Annotated in this window: 23 protein-coding genes; 1 reads left to right on the top strand and 22 read right to left on the bottom strand. The window is 44.7% G+C overall.

Annotation, left to right across the window (positions count from 1 at the left end; translation table 11 throughout):
- Positions 1 to 112: 112 nt before the first annotated feature.
- The 22 genes from urtA to trmJ all read right to left on the bottom strand — a co-directional run bounded on the left by urtA (position 113) and on the right by trmJ (position 21,888).
- Positions 113 to 1,399, bottom strand: coding sequence for an urea ABC transporter substrate-binding protein (urtA, locus tag AB4503_RS15905; RefSeq protein WP_065584655.1), 1,287 nt, complete (start codon positions 1,397 to 1,399; stop codon positions 113 to 115).
- Between the two features lie 295 nt (positions 1,400 to 1,694).
- On the bottom strand, positions 1,695 to 1,922 hold the full coding sequence (locus AB4503_RS15900) for a zinc ribbon domain-containing protein (RefSeq protein WP_010440564.1): 228 nt from the start codon (positions 1,920 to 1,922) through the stop codon (positions 1,695 to 1,697).
- A 40-nt stretch (positions 1,923 to 1,962) separates the two neighbouring features.
- Complete coding sequence (locus AB4503_RS15895) at positions 1,963 to 2,967, bottom strand: sensor domain-containing diguanylate cyclase (protein ID WP_065584656.1); 1,005 nt, start codon at positions 2,965 to 2,967, stop codon at positions 1,963 to 1,965.
- 289 nt (positions 2,968 to 3,256) lie between these two features.
- Complete coding sequence (locus AB4503_RS15890) at positions 3,257 to 4,159, bottom strand: alanyl-tRNA editing protein (protein WP_372115367.1); 903 nt, start codon at positions 4,157 to 4,159, stop codon at positions 3,257 to 3,259.
- 131 nt (positions 4,160 to 4,290) lie between these two features.
- The gene (der, locus tag AB4503_RS15885) at positions 4,291 to 5,772 is read right to left on the bottom strand and encodes a ribosome biogenesis GTPase Der (RefSeq protein ID WP_017062511.1); all 1,482 of its coding nucleotides are present in this window, start codon (positions 5,770 to 5,772) and stop codon (positions 4,291 to 4,293) included.
- A 158-nt stretch (positions 5,773 to 5,930) separates the two neighbouring features.
- Complete coding sequence (bamB, locus tag AB4503_RS15880) at positions 5,931 to 7,091, bottom strand: outer membrane protein assembly factor BamB (RefSeq protein ID WP_017062512.1); 1,161 nt, start codon at positions 7,089 to 7,091, stop codon at positions 5,931 to 5,933.
- Between the two features lie 10 nt (positions 7,092 to 7,101).
- Positions 7,102 to 7,716, bottom strand: coding sequence for a YfgM family protein (locus tag AB4503_RS15875; RefSeq protein WP_017062513.1), 615 nt, complete (start codon positions 7,714 to 7,716; stop codon positions 7,102 to 7,104).
- Positions 7,717 to 7,795: 79 nt separating this feature from the next.
- On the bottom strand, positions 7,796 to 9,064 hold the full coding sequence (gene hisS / locus AB4503_RS15870) for a histidine--tRNA ligase (RefSeq protein ID WP_004735105.1): 1,269 nt from the start codon (positions 9,062 to 9,064) through the stop codon (positions 7,796 to 7,798).
- Positions 9,065 to 9,134: 70 nt separating this feature from the next.
- The gene (gene ispG, locus AB4503_RS15865; protein ID WP_009848294.1) at positions 9,135 to 10,256 is read right to left on the bottom strand and encodes a flavodoxin-dependent (E)-4-hydroxy-3-methylbut-2-enyl-diphosphate synthase; all 1,122 of its coding nucleotides are present in this window, start codon (positions 10,254 to 10,256) and stop codon (positions 9,135 to 9,137) included.
- A 7-nt stretch (positions 10,257 to 10,263) separates the two neighbouring features.
- On the bottom strand, positions 10,264 to 11,220 hold the full coding sequence (rodZ, locus tag AB4503_RS15860) for a cytoskeleton protein RodZ (RefSeq protein ID WP_372115366.1): 957 nt from the start codon (positions 11,218 to 11,220) through the stop codon (positions 10,264 to 10,266).
- A gap of 440 nt (positions 11,221 to 11,660) precedes the next feature.
- Positions 11,661 to 12,803: a bifunctional tRNA (adenosine(37)-C2)-methyltransferase TrmG/ribosomal RNA large subunit methyltransferase RlmN gene (locus AB4503_RS15855; RefSeq protein ID WP_017062516.1), complete on the bottom strand. Its 1,143-nt coding sequence runs from the start codon at positions 12,801 to 12,803 to the stop codon at positions 11,661 to 11,663.
- A gap of 433 nt (positions 12,804 to 13,236) precedes the next feature.
- Positions 13,237 to 13,671 carry a nucleoside-diphosphate kinase gene (gene ndk, locus AB4503_RS15850; protein WP_016797173.1) on the bottom strand — a complete coding sequence of 145 codons (435 nt, stop codon included), beginning with the start codon at positions 13,669 to 13,671 and terminating at the stop codon, positions 13,237 to 13,239.
- 106 nt (positions 13,672 to 13,777) lie between these two features.
- Positions 13,778 to 15,073 carry an aminopeptidase PepB gene (pepB, locus tag AB4503_RS15845; RefSeq protein WP_372115365.1) on the bottom strand — a complete coding sequence of 432 codons (1,296 nt, stop codon included), beginning with the start codon at positions 15,071 to 15,073 and terminating at the stop codon, positions 13,778 to 13,780.
- A gap of 206 nt (positions 15,074 to 15,279) precedes the next feature.
- Positions 15,280 to 15,480 (bottom strand): Fe-S cluster assembly protein IscX, encoded by a 201-nt coding sequence (gene iscX, locus AB4503_RS15840; RefSeq protein WP_004740335.1) that lies wholly within the window; start codon positions 15,478 to 15,480, stop codon positions 15,280 to 15,282.
- A gap of 134 nt (positions 15,481 to 15,614) precedes the next feature.
- Entirely contained in the window at positions 15,615 to 15,953 is a 339-nt protein-coding gene (gene fdx / locus AB4503_RS15835) for an ISC system 2Fe-2S type ferredoxin (protein ID WP_010440525.1), read from the bottom strand.
- A 20-nt stretch (positions 15,954 to 15,973) separates the two neighbouring features.
- Positions 15,974 to 17,824 carry a Fe-S protein assembly chaperone HscA gene (gene hscA, locus AB4503_RS15830; protein ID WP_017062518.1) on the bottom strand — a complete coding sequence of 617 codons (1,851 nt, stop codon included), beginning with the start codon at positions 17,822 to 17,824 and terminating at the stop codon, positions 15,974 to 15,976.
- 22 nt (positions 17,825 to 17,846) lie between these two features.
- A complete protein-coding gene (hscB, locus tag AB4503_RS15825; RefSeq protein WP_010440522.1) occupies positions 17,847 to 18,362 on the bottom strand; it encodes a co-chaperone HscB in 516 nt (171 codons plus the stop codon).
- Positions 18,363 to 18,446: 84 nt separating this feature from the next.
- Complete coding sequence (iscA, locus tag AB4503_RS15820; protein ID WP_010440519.1) at positions 18,447 to 18,770, bottom strand: iron-sulfur cluster assembly protein IscA; 324 nt, start codon at positions 18,768 to 18,770, stop codon at positions 18,447 to 18,449.
- Between the two features lie 98 nt (positions 18,771 to 18,868).
- Complete coding sequence (gene iscU / locus AB4503_RS15815) at positions 18,869 to 19,246, bottom strand: Fe-S cluster assembly scaffold IscU (protein ID WP_004735094.1); 378 nt, start codon at positions 19,244 to 19,246, stop codon at positions 18,869 to 18,871.
- Between the two features lie 33 nt (positions 19,247 to 19,279).
- Positions 19,280 to 20,494 carry an IscS subfamily cysteine desulfurase gene (locus tag AB4503_RS15810; protein ID WP_010440514.1) on the bottom strand — a complete coding sequence of 405 codons (1,215 nt, stop codon included), beginning with the start codon at positions 20,492 to 20,494 and terminating at the stop codon, positions 19,280 to 19,282.
- 27 nt (positions 20,495 to 20,521) lie between these two features.
- Positions 20,522 to 21,043 (bottom strand): Fe-S cluster assembly transcriptional regulator IscR, encoded by a 522-nt coding sequence (gene iscR, locus AB4503_RS15805; RefSeq protein ID WP_010440512.1) that lies wholly within the window; start codon positions 21,041 to 21,043, stop codon positions 20,522 to 20,524.
- Positions 21,044 to 21,159: 116 nt separating this feature from the next.
- Entirely contained in the window at positions 21,160 to 21,888 is a 729-nt protein-coding gene (trmJ, locus tag AB4503_RS15800; protein WP_017062835.1) for a tRNA (cytosine(32)/uridine(32)-2'-O)-methyltransferase TrmJ, read from the bottom strand.
- Between the two features lie 181 nt (positions 21,889 to 22,069).
- Here trmJ and suhB point away from each other — a divergent pair, with 181 nt between their 5' ends.
- The gene (suhB, locus tag AB4503_RS15795) at positions 22,070 to 22,873 is read left to right on the top strand and encodes an inositol-1-monophosphatase (protein ID WP_017062836.1); all 804 of its coding nucleotides are present in this window, start codon (positions 22,070 to 22,072) and stop codon (positions 22,871 to 22,873) included.
- The last annotated feature ends 112 nt before the right edge of the window (positions 22,874 to 22,985 follow it).

Below are 22,985 nucleotides of genomic sequence, written 5' to 3'. Positions count from 1 at the left end.
GGATGTGTGGATAGTGGTTGTTACCTGAAACGATGAGCCTTCCGTTCGCTTCGCCCGTTAAACAGACGCGTTCTTCCCAAACCGGAAGGCTCAATATTCCTGAATTGACGATCTAGTTACCGCCAGAACACTTCTTCGTTTCAACGTTGAACGCACCACATGAGAATGGCTTAGACCAACTAGAGAATAGTTTTGCTGATTCAGGTAAGTAGTTAGACCAAGCATCACCTGCAACAAGGCCTGTGGTTTCCCAAACGATATCGAATTGACCATCGTCTTGGATTTCACCGATCAGGACTGGTTTAGTAATGTGGTGGTTTGGCAGCATGGTAGAGTAGCCGCCAGAAAGGTTAGGTACAGACACGCCAATCAAGGCATCTTGCACAGATTCAGGATCGGTTGTGCCCGCATTAGTCACAGCTTGAGCCCACATATTGAAACCAATATAGTGTGCTTCCATCGGGTCATTCGTTACACGTTTGTCACTCTTAATGAATGACTGCCATGTTTCAACGAACTCTTCATTGACTTCGGTATCGACGCTCATGAAATAGTTCCATGCCGCTAAGTGACCCACTAGAGGTTCAGTATCCATGCCCGATAGCTCTTCTTCGCCAACCGAGAATGCAATCACTGGAATGTCTTCAGATGAAACACCTTGAGCACCAAGCTCTTTATAGAAAGGTACGTTTGCATCGCCATTCACAGTAGATACAACGGCGGTTTTCTTACCAGCTTCACCAAACTTCTTGATATCTGAAACAATAGATTGCCAATCAGAATGACCAAACGGTGTGTAGTTGATCATGATGTCTTCTTCTGCGACACCTTTACTTTTTAGGTAGGCCTCTAAGATCTTATTGGTGGTACGTGGATAAACGTAATCGGTACCTGCAAGCACCCAACGTTCCACTTCAAGTTCATCCATTAAGTAATCAACGGCAGGAATCGCTTGTTGGTTTGGCGCAGCACCGGTGTAGAAAACGTTTTTAGAGGACTCTTCGCCTTCATACTGTACTGGGTAGAAAAGGATGCTGTTTAGCTCTTCAAAAACTGGCAGCATGGATTTACGTGATACCGATGTCCAACCACCAAATACCACATCCACTTTTTCTTTCTCGATAAGCTCACGTGCTTTCTCAGCAAACAACGGCCAGTTTGACGCAGGGTCAACAACTACAGGCTCAAGCTTCTTACCAAGTAAGCCACCTTTTTTGTTTTGCTCGTCGATGAGCATAAGAACGGTATCTTTTAGCGTTGTTTCACTGATCGCCATAGTGCCTGACAATGAATGTAGAACGCCGACTTTAATGGTATCGTCAGCCGCAAGCACTGTTGCAGAAGAAAATGAAAGTGTTGTACACAGTGCAGCTAGCGATAAATTGAACACCTTGTTCATGATTGTTACTCCATAATTGTATTTTTGTTATTCAATTACAGAGTTACAAGAAGAGTGCCAAACTTAAAACATAACCAACAAAGTTTTAAGCCTTTGTATTTAATAGTACTTTAACTAAGTTAACACCAATGCAGTGCATAGCGACAAGGTTACTATGTTTCATGCTGGTGCAGTGACGATAAGATTGAACCAAGATGACACACGCATATTCGCTAAATACAAAAAAGGCCCAATATTTTCATACTAGACCTACAAAAAACACCTCAGATTATCGTCTTGCCATTGAGAGGTAAGACTATTCGGCTTGTTGAAACTCGAATTTCACTCTCGACTTAGATTTAAGCTCGTTACAATCACCATTGCAGAAATAGCTCGCAGCCCCACAAGCTTGAAGCTTCTCTAATTGGCTGCTGCACTCAGGACAAAAGCCCACTTTTGTAAAGTGATCTTGGCAGCTTTCACAGTGGTATTTACCATCCCAGCTAAGTTCTGACTGGCATTTAGGGCAGATATTTTCACTCATAGGAAATCCTAACTTTTTACTTTCAGTACTAATAAGCAATCTACTCTTTCTTCGCCTTGGCTTGCTTGATTTGATACATGCTTTTGTCAGCTGACGCAATCAACTGATCGAGCCCTTTAGGCGACTTTTCACAAGCAATCCCAACACTGACTGAAAACTGAACGCCATTAATATAGAGAGCTTTATCCAACGCTTTTTCTAAGCTGTGATAAAAGTCTGACACTTTTTGTTCGGTATCAAAGCAAGAAAACACTACAAACTCGTCACCGCCGTAACGACCTACCTTGGCACATGCCGTAGTCGCTTCATCGAGAACTTTTGCAACGGCTAACAGAACATCATCGCCAAAGCTATGGCCATACGTATCGTTGATTGACTTGAATTTATCAACATCAACAAACAGGCAGGCCATCACTTTGTCCGCAAAACATCGTTTAACTAAAACCTTCTTAGCTTCACTTAACAATGCTCGGCGGTTCAAGCAATGCGTCAGCGAATCATGACTGGCAAAAAAGTTGAGTTGATTCTCTAGCTCGTATTTCTCTAGCGCTACTGAATACAAAGAAGCAAGCAGCTCCAAGATCTCGAGTTCAAATTCATGAGGTTCTGAAATGCATCGGCTGTAAATCGCAAATGTACCTAGCACGTGGCCATGCGAAGAGATGATGGGCACCGACCAACAAGCGTGTAAGTTGGCTTGATTGGTCAAGGTTAAGAAAGGCGCCCAATTTGAGTGAGTATTAATATCAGAGACCATAACAGCTTTCTTAAGCGCAGCTGCCTCGCCACAAGAGCCTATCCCCGCACCAATTCCTACCCCTTCAATCTGTTGATTGTAAAAATCAGGCAGGTTTGGGGCATATTCAAGGTGTAACGTTTTAGACTCTGAGTTGAGCAGTAGAATTGAAGCCATGCGCTGCCCAAAAAGCTGCTCGGTAAGCTGAATAATCTTGTGATTTAAATCTTTGCGATCCATCCCAAGCGCAAGCTTCCGCAGCAAACTATTGACGGCTCGATGACCTTCTAATAAAAATTGTTGTTCCATTCACTAAGGCTTTCAATTATGTAATCGGGTACAGCTTGTTCTTATGCAAGCTTGTTATTGGTTAATAATAACACACTAAATTAGTACGACACACAATCGAAGATCATAGGTTGATCTTTCGCTTTATCTATTTTGATCAGCGATCTACCCCAAAAAGAATATTTATATCACCACACACCGAAAGCATAAGTTACATATGCTGCATTTCAATTTCAAATAGTCATTTATATCAAAAGTGACATGTAAAAATAAAATAAACAGCACAAGCCATTTCGATCTGTAGTCTAAATCATCGAATTACATGCGTCAGCATTTCAATGTTTTGGCCATCTAGCTGGGTCAGCTTAACGGACAGCGCACCAAGTTCTGAGGTGTTCTCAATGTGAGTACCACCACACGGAATAGACACTAAAGTGTCGGCATCCAACTGCCACTCCCAGTAACGAGAGTCTGTTAACGCCTCGCCTTCTAGTCTCATCGCAACTGGCGTCGGCTCTGCAAGCCAGCCCGCAAGCATTTGGTTGATATCAGCTTCGATGTCATCAAGATTTGCTAGCATGTCTGCAACGTTCAAACCGCGCTTCTTCAGGGTTTTGCCTAAGCGATACTTATCGGTACACAGCTCTGGAGTCACAAAGCTCGTCACTTGTGCATAACTATTGAAGTCGTAACTGCCAAGCGGATCTTTTCTGTCCGCATCTTTACGCCAGTAGCTCTCAGCCAATACTTTATTCAAGGCTAGGAAAGCGATGTGGCCAGCACTGTGACCACGGCTCAAACTGGCTTGGTACTCTTTATCAACCGACAACACGACTTCGTCGTTAACCTTAATCATAGAAGCAGATGTAGGTAGCTGGTGGACAACAACAAACGCCCACCCTTCCGTATCACGCTTAACAGGGATATCTGCTGCGATATGAAGCTTGCCAGTAGATTGTTCTATAGCACCAACAAGGCAGTCTTCAACTGGATATAGCACGTCACCAACACTCACAAAGCCTTGGTCTGCAGGGTGATCTGGCCAAATGTGACTCACTGGGTGGAAGGGTGTCACGTCGGTGATCAGGTAAGTTTTGCTGTCATCGCTTTCAACGTACTGCGCTTTAGCATTGAGCTGCCAAGCCTGATGACAAAATTGAGTGATGGTTGGTGTGATTGCTGACACAGGTGTAGTCAAATCGCTAGTAGTCATATCGTTCTTCTTCTGGAATCTAGTCTGATTCGTTGAGCCATGATGATAAAAACGTATTGTTATGGCTTAACGTGAATTTTGCTTAAAAAAATACCCGAGACAGGCTCGGGTATCAAATCTATTGGAAAGGTTTACTTACGACCTTTAACCATGCTCATCATACGTTTACGTTTACGTTCTTGAGAAATTGTCAGCTTGTTAGTCTTAGCTTCAAATGGGTTCTCGCTGTTCTGGAATTGAATGCGAATAGGTGTACCCATGATTTCTAGTGAACGACGGTAGTAGTTCATCAAGAATCGTTTGTATGAATCTGGCAAGTTACGAACTTGGTTGCCGTGGATAACGATAATCGGTGGGTTGTAGCCACCAGCGTGCGCGTATTTCAGTTTCACACGACGGCCACGAACCATAGGCGGTTGGTGATCATCAGTCGCCATCTTCATGATACGAGTTAGCACAGAAGTACCAACACGAGTAGTCGCTGATTTGTAAGCTTCTTGTACAGACTCAAACAAGTGACCAACACCTGTACCGTGAAGTGCAGAGATAAAGTGAATACGTGCGAAATCAACGAAGCCTAAGCGACGGTCTAGCTCTTTCTTAACGCGTTCTTTAACGTCGTTATCTAGGCCATCCCACTTGTTTACGGCAATAACAATTGAACGACCAGCGTTCAACGCAAAGCCTAGCAAGCTTAGATCTTGATCAGAGATGTTTTCGCGAGCATCGATAAGCAGCAATACAACGTTAGCATCTTCAATCGCTTTCAGTGTTTTAACCACTGAGAACTTCTCTACCGTTTCGTTGATGTTTTTACGACGACGAACACCCGCAGTATCGATTAGAACGTATTCACGCTCGTCACGCTGCATTGGGATGTAGATAGAGTCACGAGTCGTACCTGGCATATCGTAAACAACCACACGCTCTTCACCAAGAATACGGTTCGTTAGCGTTGATTTACCTACGTTAGGACGGCCAATGATCGCTAGTTTGATCGGTTGATCTTGAAGACGCTTGAATTCTGCTTCAGCTTCTTCTTCTGTAAATTCAACCTGCTCTTCTTCTTCGTCTTCAAACTCAGTTAAGTCGCTTACTTCGCCATTCTCAGCTTTTAGCGCTTCTGCGAATGGGTTAAGAGCAAGGTCAATAAGTGCAGTAACACCACGACCATGCGCCGCAGCGATTTGGTACATGTCTTCTACACCTAGTTGCCAGAAGTCAGCACTTGCAGCATCAGGGTCGATACCATCAACCTTGTTTACTACTAGCATTGAAGGCTTTTCTAGTTGACGTAGGTGCTTAGCAATCGCCACGTCTGAAGGTGTTAGACCCGCACGGCCATCTACCATAAATAGAACGACATCAGCTTCATCAATCGCCGCTAGCGACTGTTCAGCCATTTTAGTTTCAACACCTTCTTCAGTACCGTCGATACCGCCAGTGTCAATAACAATAAAGTCATGCTCGCTAAAATGAGCATGACCGTATTTACGGTCACGCGTTAAGCCAGGGAAATCCGCAACCAATGCATCACGAGTTCGAGTCAATCGGTTAAATAACGTAGATTTACCTACGTTCGGACGCCCTACTAGAGCAACAACAGGTACCATAACAACCTCTACAATTTCTTCTCTAAATGTAGTTATAGGTAAGCACTTGTTCGCAAGTTTAAACTCTTACCTATAACCACACGGTTTATTAATTTTTAACAACAAAACGGCTCCTGGCTGTTACCAACCAGGAGCCGACTGTGAATTATATCACGCTTTTATTGGCTAATCGTTAGTTTCTTTACATCGCCATTGCGAGTCGTCACTAAGTAGCCTTCAGGCAGTTCAATTGGTGCAACCGCAAAGCCGCTATCATCGACAAGCTGTTGAGCAACAAACTCACCCGATGAACGATCCAACCAGTGCAGATAACCTTCAGTATCACCCACGACTACATAACCATTAATAATAGCAGGTGCTGTCAGTAAGCGGTTTTCTAACAATGGAGTGCTCCACAGTTCAGTACCACTACGCGCATCAACCGCAACCACATGGTCTTTGTCGGTAACAACGAACAAACGGCTACCATCACTTGCTAAATCAATCGCTGATGAGTAGTTACGTTTCCAAATTGGCTTACCAGAACGAAGGTCGATAGCAATCAGCTGACCATTGATACCTACGGTATACAGGGTGCCACCAAGAACAATTGGAGATGCATCAACATCAACCAAACGATCAATTTCCGTTGCACCTTTTGGTGTGCCTACTGGCTGTTGCCAAATAAGCTGACCACGGTCAACGATAGCCGCAGCTAGACGACCATTTGCTGTACCCCAGAATACACCACCAGAAACCGCAACAGGCGAGCTATCGCCACGAAGTGTTAGGCTTGGTACTTCCGTACTGATGGTCCATTTTTGTTCACCGCTTGCTTGATCTAACGCGATCAACATACCGCGACTGGTATGAACAATGACCATGTTGCTATCAGTTGCTGGGGATGCAAGCACCTCGCCATTGACTGATACACGCCACAGCTCTTCACCGGTCGATTCTTCCAGTGCGATCACTTCGCCATTTTCAGAACCAACAAAAACTTTACCGTAAGCCGCCGTTAAGCCACCCGATAAACGAGCCAATACGTCTTTCTCAAGATCGACTTTCCACAGCGCTTTACCTGTATCAGGATCAAGCGCTTTAACCATACCTTCACGGCTTGCAACAAACACTTTGTCGTAAGCCAATTCTGGCGTTAGTTTTGAAAAGTAGTGACCAACACCATCACCAACCGACGTAGACCATTCCTGACTAGGAGTGAACTCGCTGTTTACCGTTGGGACTGGAGCCATGATTACGGTGTCTTCTTCACCCGCACAGCCAGCTAGTAGGCCAAGAGCAATCGCACACAACGCCGCTTTTGGAAACATCTTCTTCATTCAAAGCGCCTTATTTAGCTAGGTCGTCAAGTTTGATTTGAAGCGTTTGGCTAGCGTCAACAGCTTGCTGTGCTTCTGTGTAAGCACTGTATGCTGCGTCTGTGTCGCCTTTACGAAGTGAGATATCACCACGCAGTTCAGCAACACGGCCTTTCCAAGATTCATCTGTCATAGCAGCAAGATCAGTCAGTGCTGCGTCAAATTCACCTTGCTCAGCTTTAATACGTGCAACACGGTAAGTAAGTAGTGGCGCAAGTGCCGCGTCCTTAGTTGCCGATTTTGCCCACTCGAGCTGTTCAAGTGCCGCCGCTAGATCGCCTGCTTGTACTTGTACTTTTGCTAGTTGCATAGCAGCAAGTACTGAGTACTCAGCATCTTTGTTTGCGTCGATGAAAGCTTGAATATCAGATTGAGCATCAACACCCTTAACATCAAGAGCTGAAATTACAGAGGTGTAGCTTTCTGAAGCTGCTTCACGCGCTTCAACTACTGAATCTTGGTAATAGCGCCAGCCAAATAGACCACCTAAACCAATAACCGCACCAAAGATTACGGCTTTACCGTTCTCTTTCCACCAATCTTTAATGGCTTCAACTTGTTGCTCTTCGCTATCGTAAAGTTCCACTTCCTGTCCTCTTTAATTCTTTAAACGCCAGCATAGTGCTGACGTTAGTATTCATTATGAGCGTTTGCTCAATGGCTAATTAGATTAGCGCAGCAACTTTCTCTGCAACTTCCGTTTGAGACACGGTTTCTTGCTCGCCGCCAACCAGATCTTTTAACACAACTGTATTGTCAGCAACTTCGTTCTCACCAAGTACCAGCGCCACAACAGCACCTACTTTGTCAGCACGTTTGAATTGCTTCTTGAAGTTACCACCACCGAAGTGGTTCATTACACGCACGCCTTCAACGGTGTCGCGTAACTGATTCGCTAACTGCATGCCCGCGATCATAGTACCTTCGCCAGCAGCAACTACGTATACATCAACGCTACGACGAACTTCTGTTAGCTCTAGCGTTTCCATCATAAGAACCAAACGCTCTAGACCCATTGCGAAGCCAACTGCATTTGTTGCTTTGCCGCCTAGTTGCTCAACAAGACCATCGTAACGACCGCCGCCACATACTGTACCTTGAGCACCAAGGCTATCTGTGATCCACTCAAATACGGTGCGGTTGTAGTAATCTAGGCCACGTACTAGACGCTCATTAACTTGGTATTCGATACCAACAGCGTCAAGAAGTTCACACAAACCAGCAAAATGTTGCTTCGATTCTTCACCTAGATATTCAGATAGTCGAGGTGCGTCACCTAAGATAGCTTGAACATCAGGGTTCTTAGTATCAAGTACACGTAGAGGGTTAGTGTGCATGCGACGTTTGCAGTCTTCGTCAAGCACATCAATGTGTTGCTCAAGGAAAGCCACTAACGCAGTGCGGTAGCTAACGCGATCTTCTTGAGAACCGATTGAGTTCAGCTCTAGGCGAACGTGCTTGTCGATGCCTAGCTCACGCCATAGACGTGCTGTCATCATGATAAGTTCTGCGTCAACGTCTGGACCGTCTAGGCCAAACACTTCAACACCACATTGGTGGAATTGACGGTAACGACCTTTTTGAGGACGCTCGTGACGGAACATAGGGCCCATGTACCATAGGCGCTGTTCATCACGGTTGATAAGGCTGTTTTGAATACATGAACGAACACAACCTGCTGTGCCTTCTGGACGCAGCGTTAGGCTATCGCCATTGCGGTCGTCAAAGGTGTACATCTCTTTAGAAACAACGTCTGTCTCTTCACCAACTGCACGGCTAAATAGGTTTGTTTCTTCAACGATAGGCATACGTACTTCGTTGTAACCGTATGCGCTCACCACGCTTTTAACTGCGCTTTCTACTTTCTGCCACAGTGGTGATTGAGTTGGAAGGCAGTCGTTCATGCCTCGAATTGCTTGGATATTTTTAGCCACAGTATTTATTCCGTAATTTCTCACGACCAGGTGTTAGTGCGAATAGACAATCACACCCCATCGCGTTGTATTAATCTTCTAAGTTTTCTACATCAATGCGATTTGCTTTATCAAGCACTGACGCTTTTGCACGAATCTTAGCTTCAAGTTTGTCGACAAGGTCATCGTTGTCGAAGCGCTCTTTCTGACGCTTACCATCTTCGTAGAAGGCACTCTTACGTGCACTACCAGCTAAACCTAAGTGAGACACTTCAGCTTCACCAGGGCCGTTAACCACACAACCGATGATAGATACGTCCATTGGAGTGATCACGTCTTCTAAGCGTTCTTCAAGGGCATTAACGGTGTTAATAACATCGAACTCTTGACGAGAACAGCTCGGGCACGCAATGAAGTTGATGCCACGCGAACGAATGCGCAAAGATTTAAGAATATCAAAGCCAACTTTGATCTCTTCAACCGGATCAGCCGCTAGCGAGATACGCAGCGTATCGCCGATACCTTCAGAAAGAAGCATACCTAAACCTACCGCTGACTTCACAGAGCCAGCACGCGCACCACCCGCTTCGGTAATGCCAAGGTGAAGAGGTTGATCAATCTGCTTAGCCAGCAAACGGTAAGAACCGACTGCTAGGAATACATCAGACGCCTTAACGCTGACTTTGAATTGATCAAAGTTCAGACGGTCTAGGATATCTACGTGACGCATTGCTGATTCAACAAGCGCTTCTGCTGTAGGTTCTGTGTATTTCTCTTGGATCTCTTTCTCAAGAGAACCGCCGTTAACACCAATACGAATCGGAATATTCATATCACGTGCACAATCAACAACTGAGCGGATACGGCTTTCGTTACCGATGTTGCCTGGGTTAATACGCAGACAGTCAACGCCGTATTCGGCCACTTTTAGGGCGATACGGTAGTCGAAGTGAATATCAGCAACCAAAGGAACAGAGACCTGCTGCTTGATTAGCTTAAAGGCTTCAGCGGCATCCATAGTCGGTACAGATACGCGAACGATATCAGCGCCAACTTTTTCCAGAGCTCTAATTTGAGCAACGGTCGCGGCTACATCTGTTGTTCTTGTGTTGGTCATGGATTGCACAGCAATTGGTGCGCCATCACCGATCGGCACATCACCCACATAAATACGGGTTGATTTGCGACGAATAATAGGAGATTCGTGTTGCATATTAACTCTAAGGTAAGGTTATTCTAGCTACTTTGCCTGAAGTATACCCAGAAAGGTCGACAGGTTCACTTGCAAATGTCATTGATACGCCTTCTGGCGCACCTAGAATCACTTTATATGGCGCAGTTCCTGATAGATTTAACGACTGACCTGCTTTTTTGATGCCAGTCGACAAGGTTTTACCCGTTGCATCTTTTACTTGGATCCAGCAATCAGCAGAGAACTGCATGACTAGCTCGTTAGCCACAGCTTCAGGAGCAGTGCTTGCTTCAACCGCTTCTGCATTCGCAGCAACTTCAGCAGTTGGCTCTGTCTCTGTTGCTTGTTGTGCAGGAGTTTCGTCAGCTGGAGTAACAGCATCTGAAGTATCTTCCGCATCGCTTATCGCAGCAAGGCCTTCAGTATCTTCAACAACAGAAGCACCCGCTTCATTTTGTTCAGCTTCAATCACTTCTAAAGATGTGAATTCAGGGGAAAGTGATTCTTCTACCGCGAGCTCTTCTGAGCTTTCGGTATTCGCTAAAGATTGAGATAGGGTGTCTTGTTGTTGGTTCTGCCACCACCAAAGTGAGGAGATACCCGCAATGACCGCAAAAATACTCCAAGTCAGGATCATAATACGGCTGTTGTGCTTCTCGGTTTTGGTCTTACGAGAAAAGCTCAACATTTCTTGCTCTTGATGCTGAGCATCACCGGCATGATGCAGCGCACTCAATACGACTTTTTCGTCAAGATTGACGTATTTCGCGTATGAACGAATATAGCCACGCATAAACGTCGCCACTTGATCTGACTCGAATTGGTTTTCTTCAATTTGTTGGATCAGAGTAACGCGAAGTTTCAAGCGATCAGAAATCTGCTTTTGCGTTAAACCAAGAGATTCTCGTTTGTTCTTAAGCAGCGTTCCCGCTTCCAAAGCTGGAGCTACGTTTTCTTGCGCTTGTGTATCTTGTTCTGTGTTCATAGAGAGTGAACTTCTAAAGTATTATCGCAGGTTGAGGAGAGCGTTTTCTTATTGTCGTTTAAGCTCAATCTAACAACCCACGTTATGTGGAATTTTTCCTGCTATCTAAATCATCAACCCTTAAAGGCGAACATCATTCATTTATTATGGATGACCTTCTCAGGAAGCTAGTTTATCAAGTAGCCAACCTAAATAGACATATTGATGATCAGTAGCAAGCGAGCACTTAAATTAATTTAAGATTAGTTAATCATAAGCTAATGCCATTACAAGGCAAAAACACTTTAAACAAAATTTACCGTCAGCTCATGGTTTTGTCCAAAATTTGACGAAAAATGTAAGAAAGCGTGGGCAAGAAGTCCAAAAAATCAAAAACTGCACCCCAGAAAAGCAACAAGCCAGAAGTAAGACTTCTGGCTTGTTTAGGTTCTAATCGCGTTTTATACCGCTTTTACTTCAATCACACCACCGGCAATCAAGTTCGCTTCAGAGGCTGCTTTAAGCATTTTAGTACGCTTGGTTCTATCAATCACATCACCGACTAACTGACCACACGCGGCATCAATATCATCACCACGAGTCTTACGAACGGTTACTGTGTAGTTGTATTCCATCAGCGTTTTTTGGAAGCGATCAATACGAGAGTTGCTTGGCTTCTTATAAGGCGACCCCGGGTAAGGGTTGAATGGAATCAAGTTGATCTTACAAGGCGTCTCTTTCATTAGCTCAGCAAGTTCACGTGCGTGGTCCATATCATCATTCACATGATCCAATAACACGTACTCAACCGTTACTTTACCGCGGTTAGCATTTGAAGATGCAATGTAACGACGAACAGATGCTAGGAAGTCTTGGATATCCCAACGGTCGTTGATCGGCATGATTTGGCTACGTAGTGCATCGTTTGGCGCATGTAGAGAAATAGCCAATGCGACATCGATGTTGTCTGTCATTTGGTCAAGGCCAGAAACAACACCAGAAGTTGATACGGTTACACGACGCTTAGACAGTGCGAAACCTAGATCATCAAGCATGATTTCTAATGATGGCATTAGGTTCTTCATGTTCAATAGAGGCTCGCCCATACCCATCATTACAACGTTAGTAATTGGACGACGACCGGTTTCTTTTTCTAGGCCGATTTCGCGAGATGCACGCCAGATTTGGCCAACAATCTCTGAAACTTTTAGGTTACGGTTGAAGCCTTGTTGAGCTGTAGAACAGAACTTACATTCAAGTGCACAACCAACCTGTGAAGATACACATAGCGTCGCACGGTCACCATCTGGGATGTATACCGTTTCAACGTCTTGGTCGCCAACGCTCATCGCCCATTTAATTGTGCCATCTGAAGAGTGTTGAGCTTCAGAAACAACAGGTGCAACAATCTCACAGCGACGTTGAAGTTTCTCACGTAACTTTTTGTTGATGTTGTTCATTTGTTCGAAGTCATCGACACCGAAGTGATAAATCCACTTCATCACTTGCTCTGCTCGAAACGCTTTCTCATTCAGTTCTTCTGTGAAAAATTTACGAAGACCTTTACGATCAAAATCGAGTAGATTGACTTTAGCTGTGGTCATGATGCCTCTCAATGACGGAACAATAATTAAGGGCGCGAATTGTACAGCCTTTACGCATGTTCAACAAGGGCTGTAAAACCCTGTGTTTACTAAGACATTCAAACTTAAGTGATTAAAGTTTGAACAACTACCTTTCATTACTTACAATTCTGGAAATAAGAATAAGATTCCCAACTACGCTCCTGCGTCGCTATCGGGAATGACGTAAAAACTTACTCAGTCACTTTCCATTCATAGTCACCAGTTCCTAAAACCTCGTCATTCCAGAATCGAGGGACGAGATATCAGGAATCTCTAACTTCAACAGAGATTCCCGACTGCGGTCCTTAGTCACTATCGGGAATGACGACTAGGTAAACTATCTCTAACGTAAAATCCACTTACAAAAAAGGCCTCACCGAAGTGAAGCCTTTAGAATCATTTGCTGTGCCGATTATTGAGCTGGGCGTGGGCAAATTTCAGATTCTGGGAAGAAGAATTCGATTTCGCGAGCTGCAGACTCAGGGCTGTCGCTGCCGTGTACTGAGTTGTAACGCATGCTGATTGCGTAGTCAGCACGGATAGTGCCACATGCCGCTTCTTCTGGGTTTGTTTTACCCATAAGCTCACGGTAACGAGCGATAGCGTTTTCGCCTTCAAGCACTTGAACCATGATAGGACCAGAAGTCATAAACTCTTTAAGAGCCGGGAAGAACTCTTTGCCTTCGTGTTCAGCGTAGAAGCCACTCGCTTGCTCTTCAGTAAGACGAACCATTTTAGCAGCAATAATTTCTAGGCCTGCTTTTTCGATACGGTGGTAGATTTCACCAACAAGGTTACGCTTAACTGCATCCGGCTTAACAATTGAGAACGTTCTTTCTAGAGCCATAGGGATTCCTTCACTTCATTTTTTTGTTATTAAATACTGAAATTACTGAGATCTTTCGATCTGAGCTTTATGAATGAGCGGCACAAAATACCGCTCACCCTTATTATTATTTTGCTTGGTCGATAAGAAGACGAGCCAGTGTGCGAACGCCCATACCCGTTGCGCCTGCCGCCCACTTGTCACTTGCTGACTTACGGTAAGTACCCGCGCAATCCATATGAATCCAACCTTTTTTGTAATCATCTACAAAGTAAGAAAGGAATGCCGCTGCTGTACTTGCACCCGGTGTGTAATCGCCTGTGCTGATGTTTGAAAGATCAGCAAAGTTTGAAGGCAACATACCACGGTGGAAATCAGCAAGAGGCAGTGGCCATAAGCCTTCTTTCTCTTGGTTTGCCGCTGTTAGCGCTTGGTGAGACAACTCATCATCGAAGCTTAATAGTGCGTGGTAGTCGTTACCTAATGCGTTTTTAGCCGCGCCTGTTAGCGTTGCACAGTCGATGATCAGCTCAGGGCTTTGTGCACTTGCGTACATCAGGCCATCAGCTAGCACTAAGCGACCTTCCGCATCAGTGTTCATGATCTCAACTGTTTTACCGTTTTTGTAGGTAATGATATCGCCAAGCTTCAATGCGCGACCAGAGATCATGTTCTCCGCACAACATAGAATAAGCTTAATACGCTTGTTCAGGCCGCGTTCAATCGCTAGACCTAAACCACCCGTAATAGTCGCCGCGCCGCCCATGTCAGCCTTCATTGCTGTCATGAATTGACCTGGCTTGATGCTGTAACCGCCTGAGTCGAAAGTGATACCTTTACCAACCAGACAAGCAAATACAGGTGCGTCTTCGTCGCCGGTAGGGTTGAAGTCCAGTTGAAGCATTGCAGAAGTACGCTCAGAGCCGCGGCCTACCGCGTAGATGCCTTCCCAACCTTCGGTTAGTAGGTCTTTGTCTTTAACGATTTTCGCTTTAACTGTGCCCGCAGGAGCCACTGACTTGATGTATTCCGCAGCCATCGTCGCTAATTGACGAGGTGCCACTTCTTCAGCGGTTTTGTTGATAATGTCACGAGTCCAATCAGTAGAGCGAATGCGAGCTTCTAGCTCAGCTTGGTCGGTTTCTGAAAGTGTATCCCATTCCAATGCATTCTTTTTCTTTGGTCCACGGTAGCCTTGGTAGAAAGCCCAAACGCTTTCTAAATCCCACCCTTCACCGCTAAGTGAAACCAATGCGATACCTTGTCCGTCAAGCGTACGACCAGCACGTTGAACCGCCCCTAAATCGTGGCCTTCACCAATGTGAACTGTCGCTCCCGCTTCAGAAAACGATAAAATAGCTCTTGCTCCCCACTGAGGCTGGGCAGCTTCTTGACTTAAAAATACTGACATCTGTGTAGACATGATTTCTCCTTGTCATGAACCACTGTGAGTGTGTGATTCTGATTATTTTTTATTAGCGCACTGATGTTAGCATTATGTAGGAGGAAAATGTCATTTTGATAAAAAAACGGACCATAAGGTCCGCTTTTTTTAGTAAGAATTGTTAACTTGGCTGCGTTTTATATTGGACTGATACCAACCCGCGACCAAATCATTAGACAAGAGGATTAATCCATCTCATCCATCCAGCACAAAATAATAGCCTCTAAGATTTTCTCATTCGAGTGGTTAGGCTCGTCGTCGAACTCTTCAAGGTCTAGCACCCATTGATGCAGATCGGTAAAACGTACCGTTTTAGGATCAGTATCAGGGTACAAATCACATAGCTCAATTGCGATATCTCGCGAATCAATCCACTTCAAGCTCATAACACTTCCTTATATTTATCAGCGACGCTTGGTCACCTTTATGATCTATATTCTAGGCCAGTTTTCTTAGTATGTTTGTCTAAGCAATAACTCTCTCAGTCATCGCTGTATTAGCCATGACTGAGAACAGGTTCTTAATGGTCTTCAGAAGCCAGGTTCAACGTGTACTTTGGAATCTCTACAACAAGATCCGTATCAGCCACTTTAGCTTGGCAACCCAAGCGAGATTCCATCTCTAAGCCCCATGCTTTATCTAGCATGTCGTCTTCTAGATCATCACTCTCTTCTAAAGAATCAAAACCTTCACGAATCACAACGTGACATGTTGTACATGCGCACGATTTCTCACATGCGTGTTCAATACCAATACCGGCCTTCAGTGCAACATCAAGAACCGTCTCACCAGTTTTTGCTTCTAAAACAGCGCCTTCTGGACATAGATCTTCGTGAGGTAAAACAATAATCTTTGGCATGTTTATCTATTCTCTAACTATTAAATATTATCGACTGACTGACCTGACAGTGCAGCACGAATTGATTTATCCATACGACGAGAAGCAAAGTCTTGGCTCGCTTTGTCGGTATTCTTAATTTCTAGTTCAATAGCATCAGCGTTGTCGCCATTACGCACTTCAATCAGTGCTTCAATCGCTTGAACAAGTTGTTGTTTGCCTTGCTCATCAAGTAGCTCGTCACCGTCGGCTTGCATTGCAGCGATAAGGCCTTCGATAACGCGATCCGCTTCTACGCGTTGCTCAGCAAGAGCACGCGCTTGCATGTCTTCTTTTGCAAACGTCATCGAATCTTTCAGCATGCTAGCCACTTCGTTGTCGCTTAGACCGTAAGAAGGCTTAACTTGGATTTCAGCTTGAACGCCAGTGCTCTTCTCCATTGCGGTAACCGATAGCAGGCCATCAGCATCCACTTGGTAAGTAACGCGAATATGAGCAGCACCTGCTGTCATCGGCGGGATGCCTTTCAAAGCAAATCGAGCCAGTGAACGACAGTCATCAACCATCTCACGCTCGCCTTGCACGGTGTGTACTGTCATTGCAGTTTGACCGTCTTTGAACGTGGTAAACTCTTGTGCACGAGCAACTGGGATCGTGGTATTACGAGGGATGATCTTTTCGACTAAGCCACCCATGGTTTCGATACCCAGTGACAGAGGGATAACATCCAATAGCAGCATCTCAGAGTCAGGCTTGTTGCCAACTAAGATATCCGCTTGAATCGATGCGCCAATCGCAACCACTTCATCAGGGTTAATACTGGTTAATGGAGTACGACCAAAGAAGCCACCGACCATTTCACGAACAAGTAAGGTACGAGTTGAACCACCTACCATCACGACTTCTAGTACTTCATCCGCGTCAACTTCCGCATCTTTCAGTGCTCGGCGGCACGAAAGCAGCGTTTTCTTAACTAGTGGCTTGATGATCTCTTCGAACTCTTCACGAGTTAAAGAGCCAGACCAACCTAGTGCTTCAACATTAACGCTTTCAGCTTCAGATAAGCCAATCTTCGCTTCTGTTGCTGCGTCTAGAAGAATACGGTTCTGTTCTGCTGTCAGCTCTAACAAGCCCATTTGCTCTTGGAAATGATCCGCAATTAAATGGTCAAAGTCATCGCCGCCTAATGCAGAGTCACCACCGGTTGCTAAAACTTCGAAGACACCTTTAGACAGGCGTAGGATAGAGATATCAAACGTACCACCGCCTAAGTCATAAACAGCGATTACCCCTTCTTTACCTGAATCCAAGCCATAAGCAATCGCAGCTGCAGTGGGTTCATTAAGAAGACGTAACACATGAAGACCAGCAAGTTGCGCTGCGTCTTTGGTACCTGCACGTTGTGCATCATCAAAGTACGCAGGGACGGTAATCACGGCACCAGCCAATTCACCACCTAACGTCGACTCAGCACGTTGACCGAGTGCACGAAGAATATCTGCAGATACTTGAATTGGGTTCTTATTTCCTTGCGCTGTGTTAATCACAGGCAGGCCATTATCACTTTCTTCAAACTGATATGGCAGAGATGGGTATCGCTGTTGAATATCTGACAGTGAACGACCGATTAATCGCTTAACTGAGATAATGGTATTTTTAGGATCAGTTTGTGCATTTACACGCGCTTCATCACCAGTGGTGTACGACTCTGACTGATAGTGAACAACGGAAGGGAGAATACTGCGACCTTGTTGATCAACAAGCGTGCTTGCCTCACCACTGCGCACTGACGCAACCAATGAGTTTGTTGTACCTAAATCAATACCCACTGCAAGCTTGTGCTGGTGAGGAGCGGCGCTTTGCCCTGGTTCTGCAATCTGAAGTAGTGCCATGGATGTGTCCTTGTTATACGAACTAGCCGATCAAACGATCTTCAACTAACTCGATTTCATTCTTTAATTTTGCAATAAACTTAAGCTTTCTTACTCGGTCTGCAGCTTCTAACCAAGCTTCGCTGTCGAGTTCTTGTTGGATAGCGCTTAATTGTTGTTTATACATTTTGCTAACCTTTCCTTCAAATGCAAACAAAGCATCTTCAGGATCAGAACTGTCGGCGATATCTTCCAGCTCTTCACGCAATTCCATTTGCTCCATCAGGAACATAGGATCTTGCATAGTCTGCTGCTCACCACGAATATCCTCACCATGTTGAACTAACAGGTATTCAGCGCGGCTGACTGGATTTTTCAACACCTGGTACGCATCATTGATTTGCGCAGCTTTTTGCACAGCCAGCAAGCGATCTCGCTCAGAAGCCGTGGCAAATTTATCAGGGTGGAATTGGCGTTGCAGATCTCTAAACTGAGAAGAAAGAAGGCTACCATCCAGTTGAAACTGAAGTGGTAGCCCAAATAATTCGAAATGATTCATGTAACGGTGGTCCTAAGTTTAGGCTCTTTACTTAGAGCCTAATTTTATTCTTCGCTCATTATAAACGCTCAACGATTGAGGCGTTTATACATTGAAGCTCTCACCACAACCACATTCGCCTTTCGCGTTAGGGTTGTTGAATTCAAAACCTTCGTTTAGGCCTTCTTTTACGTAATCAAGCTCAGTACCGTCTAGGTAAACTAGGCTCTTTGGATCAATGATGACCTTAACACCTGAATGCTCGAACACTTCGTCTTCTTCGTTGAGCTCGTCAACGAATTCCAGTACATACGCCATACCCGAACAGCCAGTAGTTTTTACCGCTAAGCGCAACCCGATACCTTTACCTCGGTTATCTAGGAAAGCTTGAACTCGGCTTGCTGCCGTATCTGTCATGGTGATGGCCATACTACAACCTTGTGTTTTATATAAATTGAGAACTCAGGGGGAGCACAAAGGGTGCTCCCAAATATTACTTTTTTGAAGTGATTACGTTGTAGAAACGATTAGTGCTTCTTTTTGTAATCCGCAACCGCTGCTTTGATTGCATCTTCAGCAAGAATTGAACAGTGAACTTTCACTGGTGGCAACTCTAGCTCTTCTGCTATTTCAGAGTTTTTAATAGCAGCTGCTTCATCAATACTTTTACCTTTAACCCACTCAGTGACTAGTGAGCTAGAAGCGATTGCGCTACCGCAACCGTAAGTCTTGAATTTTGCGTCTTCAATAATACCTTCTGCAGATACTTTGATTTGCAGTTTCATTACGTCACCACAAGCTGGTGCGCCAACCATGCCGCTACCTACACTTGGATCTTCTTTATCAAACGAACCTACGTTACGTGGGTTTTCGTAGTGATCAATTACTTTTTCGCTATATGCCATGATAGTTACCTCGAATCCTCTATTTCCGTGAGATTAGTGATGAGCCCACTCAACAGTGTTCAAATCAATCCCTTCTTTATACATATCCCATAGAGGAGACATGTCGCGTAATTTATTTACTGCTACACGGATTTGTGCAATCGCGTAGTCGATTTCTTCTTCCGTAGTGAAACGGCCGAATGAAAAACGTACTGAGCTGTGTGCCAGTTCATCGTTTAAGCCAAGAGCGCGTAAAACGTATGAAGGCTCAAGACTCGCTGATGTACATGCAGAACCTGATGATACCGCTAAGTCTTTTAAAGACATAAGCAGAGATTCACCTTCAACGAAAGCAAAGCTCACGTTTAGGTTATGTGGTACACGTTGATCTAAGTCGCCATTTACCGTTACTGCTTCTAGATCTTGAACCCCTTTCAATAGACGCTCGCGAAGTGCTAGTGCGTGGTCATAATCTTTCTGCATGTCTTGTTTAGCGACAGCAAAAGCTTCACCCATACCCACGATTTGGTGAGTAGCAAGCGTACCAGAACGGAAACCACGTTCGTGACCTCCACCGTGCATCTGTGCTTCAAGACGAATACGTGGCTTACGACGAACGTACAAAGCACCAATGCCTTTAGGGCCGTATGCTTTGTGTGCAGAAAGAGAGATAAGGTCAACTTTCATCTCTTTTACATCTAGTGGGATTTTACCCGCAGACTGAGCCGCATCAACGTGGAAGATGATCTTGCGTGAACGACATAATTCGCCGATTGCAGAGATATCTTGGATTACACCAATCTCGTTGTTTACGTGCATGATAGAAACAAGAACCGTATCTTCACGCATTGCTGCTTGTAGCTTGTCTAAATCAATGATGCCGTTTGCTTCAGGCTCAAGGTAAGTCACCTCAAAACCTTCACGCTCTAGTTGGCGACATGGATCAAGAACCGCTTTATGTTCTGTTTTACACGTGATTACGTGCTTACCTTTCTTCTCGTAAAAGTGCGCTGCACCTTTGATAGCAAGGTTGTCTGACTCTGTAGCACCTGACGTGAAAACAATCTCACGTGGGTCTGCATTTAGTAGATCGGCAATTTGCTCACGAGCATTATCTACTGATTCTTCTGCCTGCCAGCCGTAACGGTGTGAACGAGATGCAGGGTTACCGAAGTTACCGTCCATCGTCATGCACTGAACCATTTTTTCAGCAACACGTGGATCGACTGGGCATGTAGCTGAATAGTCAAAGTAAATAGGCAGTTTCATTTTCTACTCCAATGTAAAAACTGACCGCTAAGAGCGGGCATTAACACCGTGAGGTGCTGCACTAATCGTTGTAGTGCTCGTATTTTTATGTGCAAAACCATTATTAACCGCAAGATCGATATCTTGACGATCAGAAATCTCTAAAACTTCGTTATCTTTCATTAGCTCACCGAGCGTAATGTCATTTAAGAAGCTGCTGATTCGGGAGCTTAAATCACGCCAAAGAGTGTGAGTTAAACAACGACTACCACCTTGGCAATCTGCTCGACCGTGACACTTAGTTGCATCAACTGATTCGTCTACTGCAGCAATTACAGTTCCGACAGCGATGTCGCTCGCTTCAGCACCTAAACGGTAACCACCGCCAGGACCACGAACACTAGCAACTAAGCCAGCTTTACGTAACTTAGAAAATAGCTGTTCTAAGTAAGATAATGAGATGCCCTGTCGCTCTGAAATATCAGCCAGAGGAACTGGGCTTTTTTGCGAATGCAGTGCTACATCTAGCATAGCTGTTACCGCATATCTTCCTTTAGATGTAAGTTTCATATCACACCGAATCCACATTGTTTATGTGGTTGGAATCTTCCCATACCTGACTAAATTGGTCAAGTATTTAGTTGACTATTTTAGTCAAGTATTCACCCTTAGGGTTTGTGTGGTTTTTATTTGTCGTTTTTGCTCTTCTCAATTGAAGTCAAAATGCCGCGTAGAGTGTTGATCTCTTGCAACTCTGGACGAGCTCGACTGAACAGACGACGTAGTTTATTCATCACCTGACCTGGCTTATCCTTAGAGATAAATTGGGTATCAATGATCACTTTTTCAAGGTGCTCATAGAACATTTCTAGTTCTTCGTGACGAGGGTACTCATCTTGTTGCTGTGGCTGATATTGGCTAGCGACCATATCAAGGTGAGCTACACGCACTTCGTAGCTCAGAGTCTGCACTGCCATTGCTAGGTTTAGCGAGCTGTATTCAGGGTTAGCTGGGATACATACATGGAAGTGGCACTTCTGAAGCTCATCGTTAGTCAAGCCAGTACGTTCACGGCCGAACACTAATGCGACTGGGTGCTTTTGACCTTCAATCGCAAACTTTTGTCCACACTCACGAGGCTCAAGCATTGGCCATTCAAGCGTACGTGAACGTGCACTCGAACCAACCACTAAACCACAGTCTTTTACGGCTTCGTCTAATGTAGAAACGATGGTCGCATTTTCTGCGATGTCACCTGCACCCGCAGCCAGTGCTAAGGTCTGCTCGTCAACTTCACATTGAGGGTCTACAAGAACTAATTGACTCAAACCCATCACTTTCATTGCGCGAGCTGCTGATCCGATATTTCCCGAATGAGACGTACCAACCAGAACGACTTTTACATTGTCTAACATGCTATATGACACCACTTTAAAAATAATCGCGAGATATTAACACATAGCAAAGTAAAATGGTCAGACCCTTCGCGTAATGTGAAACCAAGAGTTCAAAAAATAACCACTTCCCTTTTGGTAAAACTTTGGTATACTCGCCGCCGCTTTAAATTGTTCTTTAACATCTTGTGGGAAAAACCATATGCATCCAATGCTAAACATTGCGATACGCGCTGCGCGTAAAGCTGGCAACCATATTGCTAAATCTCTAGAAACAACTGATAAGATCGAATCGTCTCTAAAAGGTAACAACGATTACGTTACTAACATTGCTCAAGAAGCTGAGTACATGATCATTGAGACAATCAAAGCATCTTACCCAGAGCACAGCATTATTTCTGAAGAGAAAGGCCTGACTGAAGGTAAAGACTCTGATGTACAATGGATCGTTGACCCACTGGATGGCACCAACAACTTTGTAAAAGGTTTCCCTCACTTCTCTGTATCTATCGCTGTTCGCATGAACGGTCGTACAGAAGTTGCTTGTGTTTATGACCCAATGCTAAACGAGCTATTCACAGCTCAACGTGGCGCTGGCGCTCAACTTAACAACGCTCGTATGCGTGTTACTCAACTAAAAGACCTTCAAGGTACTGTTCTAGCGACTGGTTTCCCATTCAAGCAAAAACAACACTCTGAATCTTTCATGAAGATCATCTCTGGTCTATTCATCGACTGTGCTGATTTCCGTCGTACAGGTTCTCCTGCTCTTGACCTATGTTACCTAGCAGCTGGCCGTGTTGATGGTTACCTAGAACTTGGCCTTAAGCCATGGGATCTAGCAGCTGGCGATCTAATCGCTCGTGAAGCTGGTGCTATCATGACTGACTTTGCTGGCGGTACTGATTACATGACTTCTGGTAATGTTGTTGCTTCAAGCGCACGTGGTGTTAAGTCTATTCTTAAGCACGTTCGTGAGAACGCTAACGAAGGTATGCTGAAGTAATTCAGACCTTACGTTAACGCTCCCTATTTTAAGGGCGCATAAAAATTCCAAAGCCTCGCTATATAGCTATAGCGAGGCTTTTTTGTATCTGCGATACGAGATACGAGATACG

Source organism: Vibrio sp. 10N.222.55.B11, assembly GCF_041473705.1.
GTDB lineage: Bacteria > Pseudomonadota > Gammaproteobacteria > Enterobacterales > Vibrionaceae > Vibrio > Vibrio crassostreae_C.
Note: the sequence above shows the minus strand (reverse complement) of the source record. Positions and strands in the feature narration are given on the sequence as shown.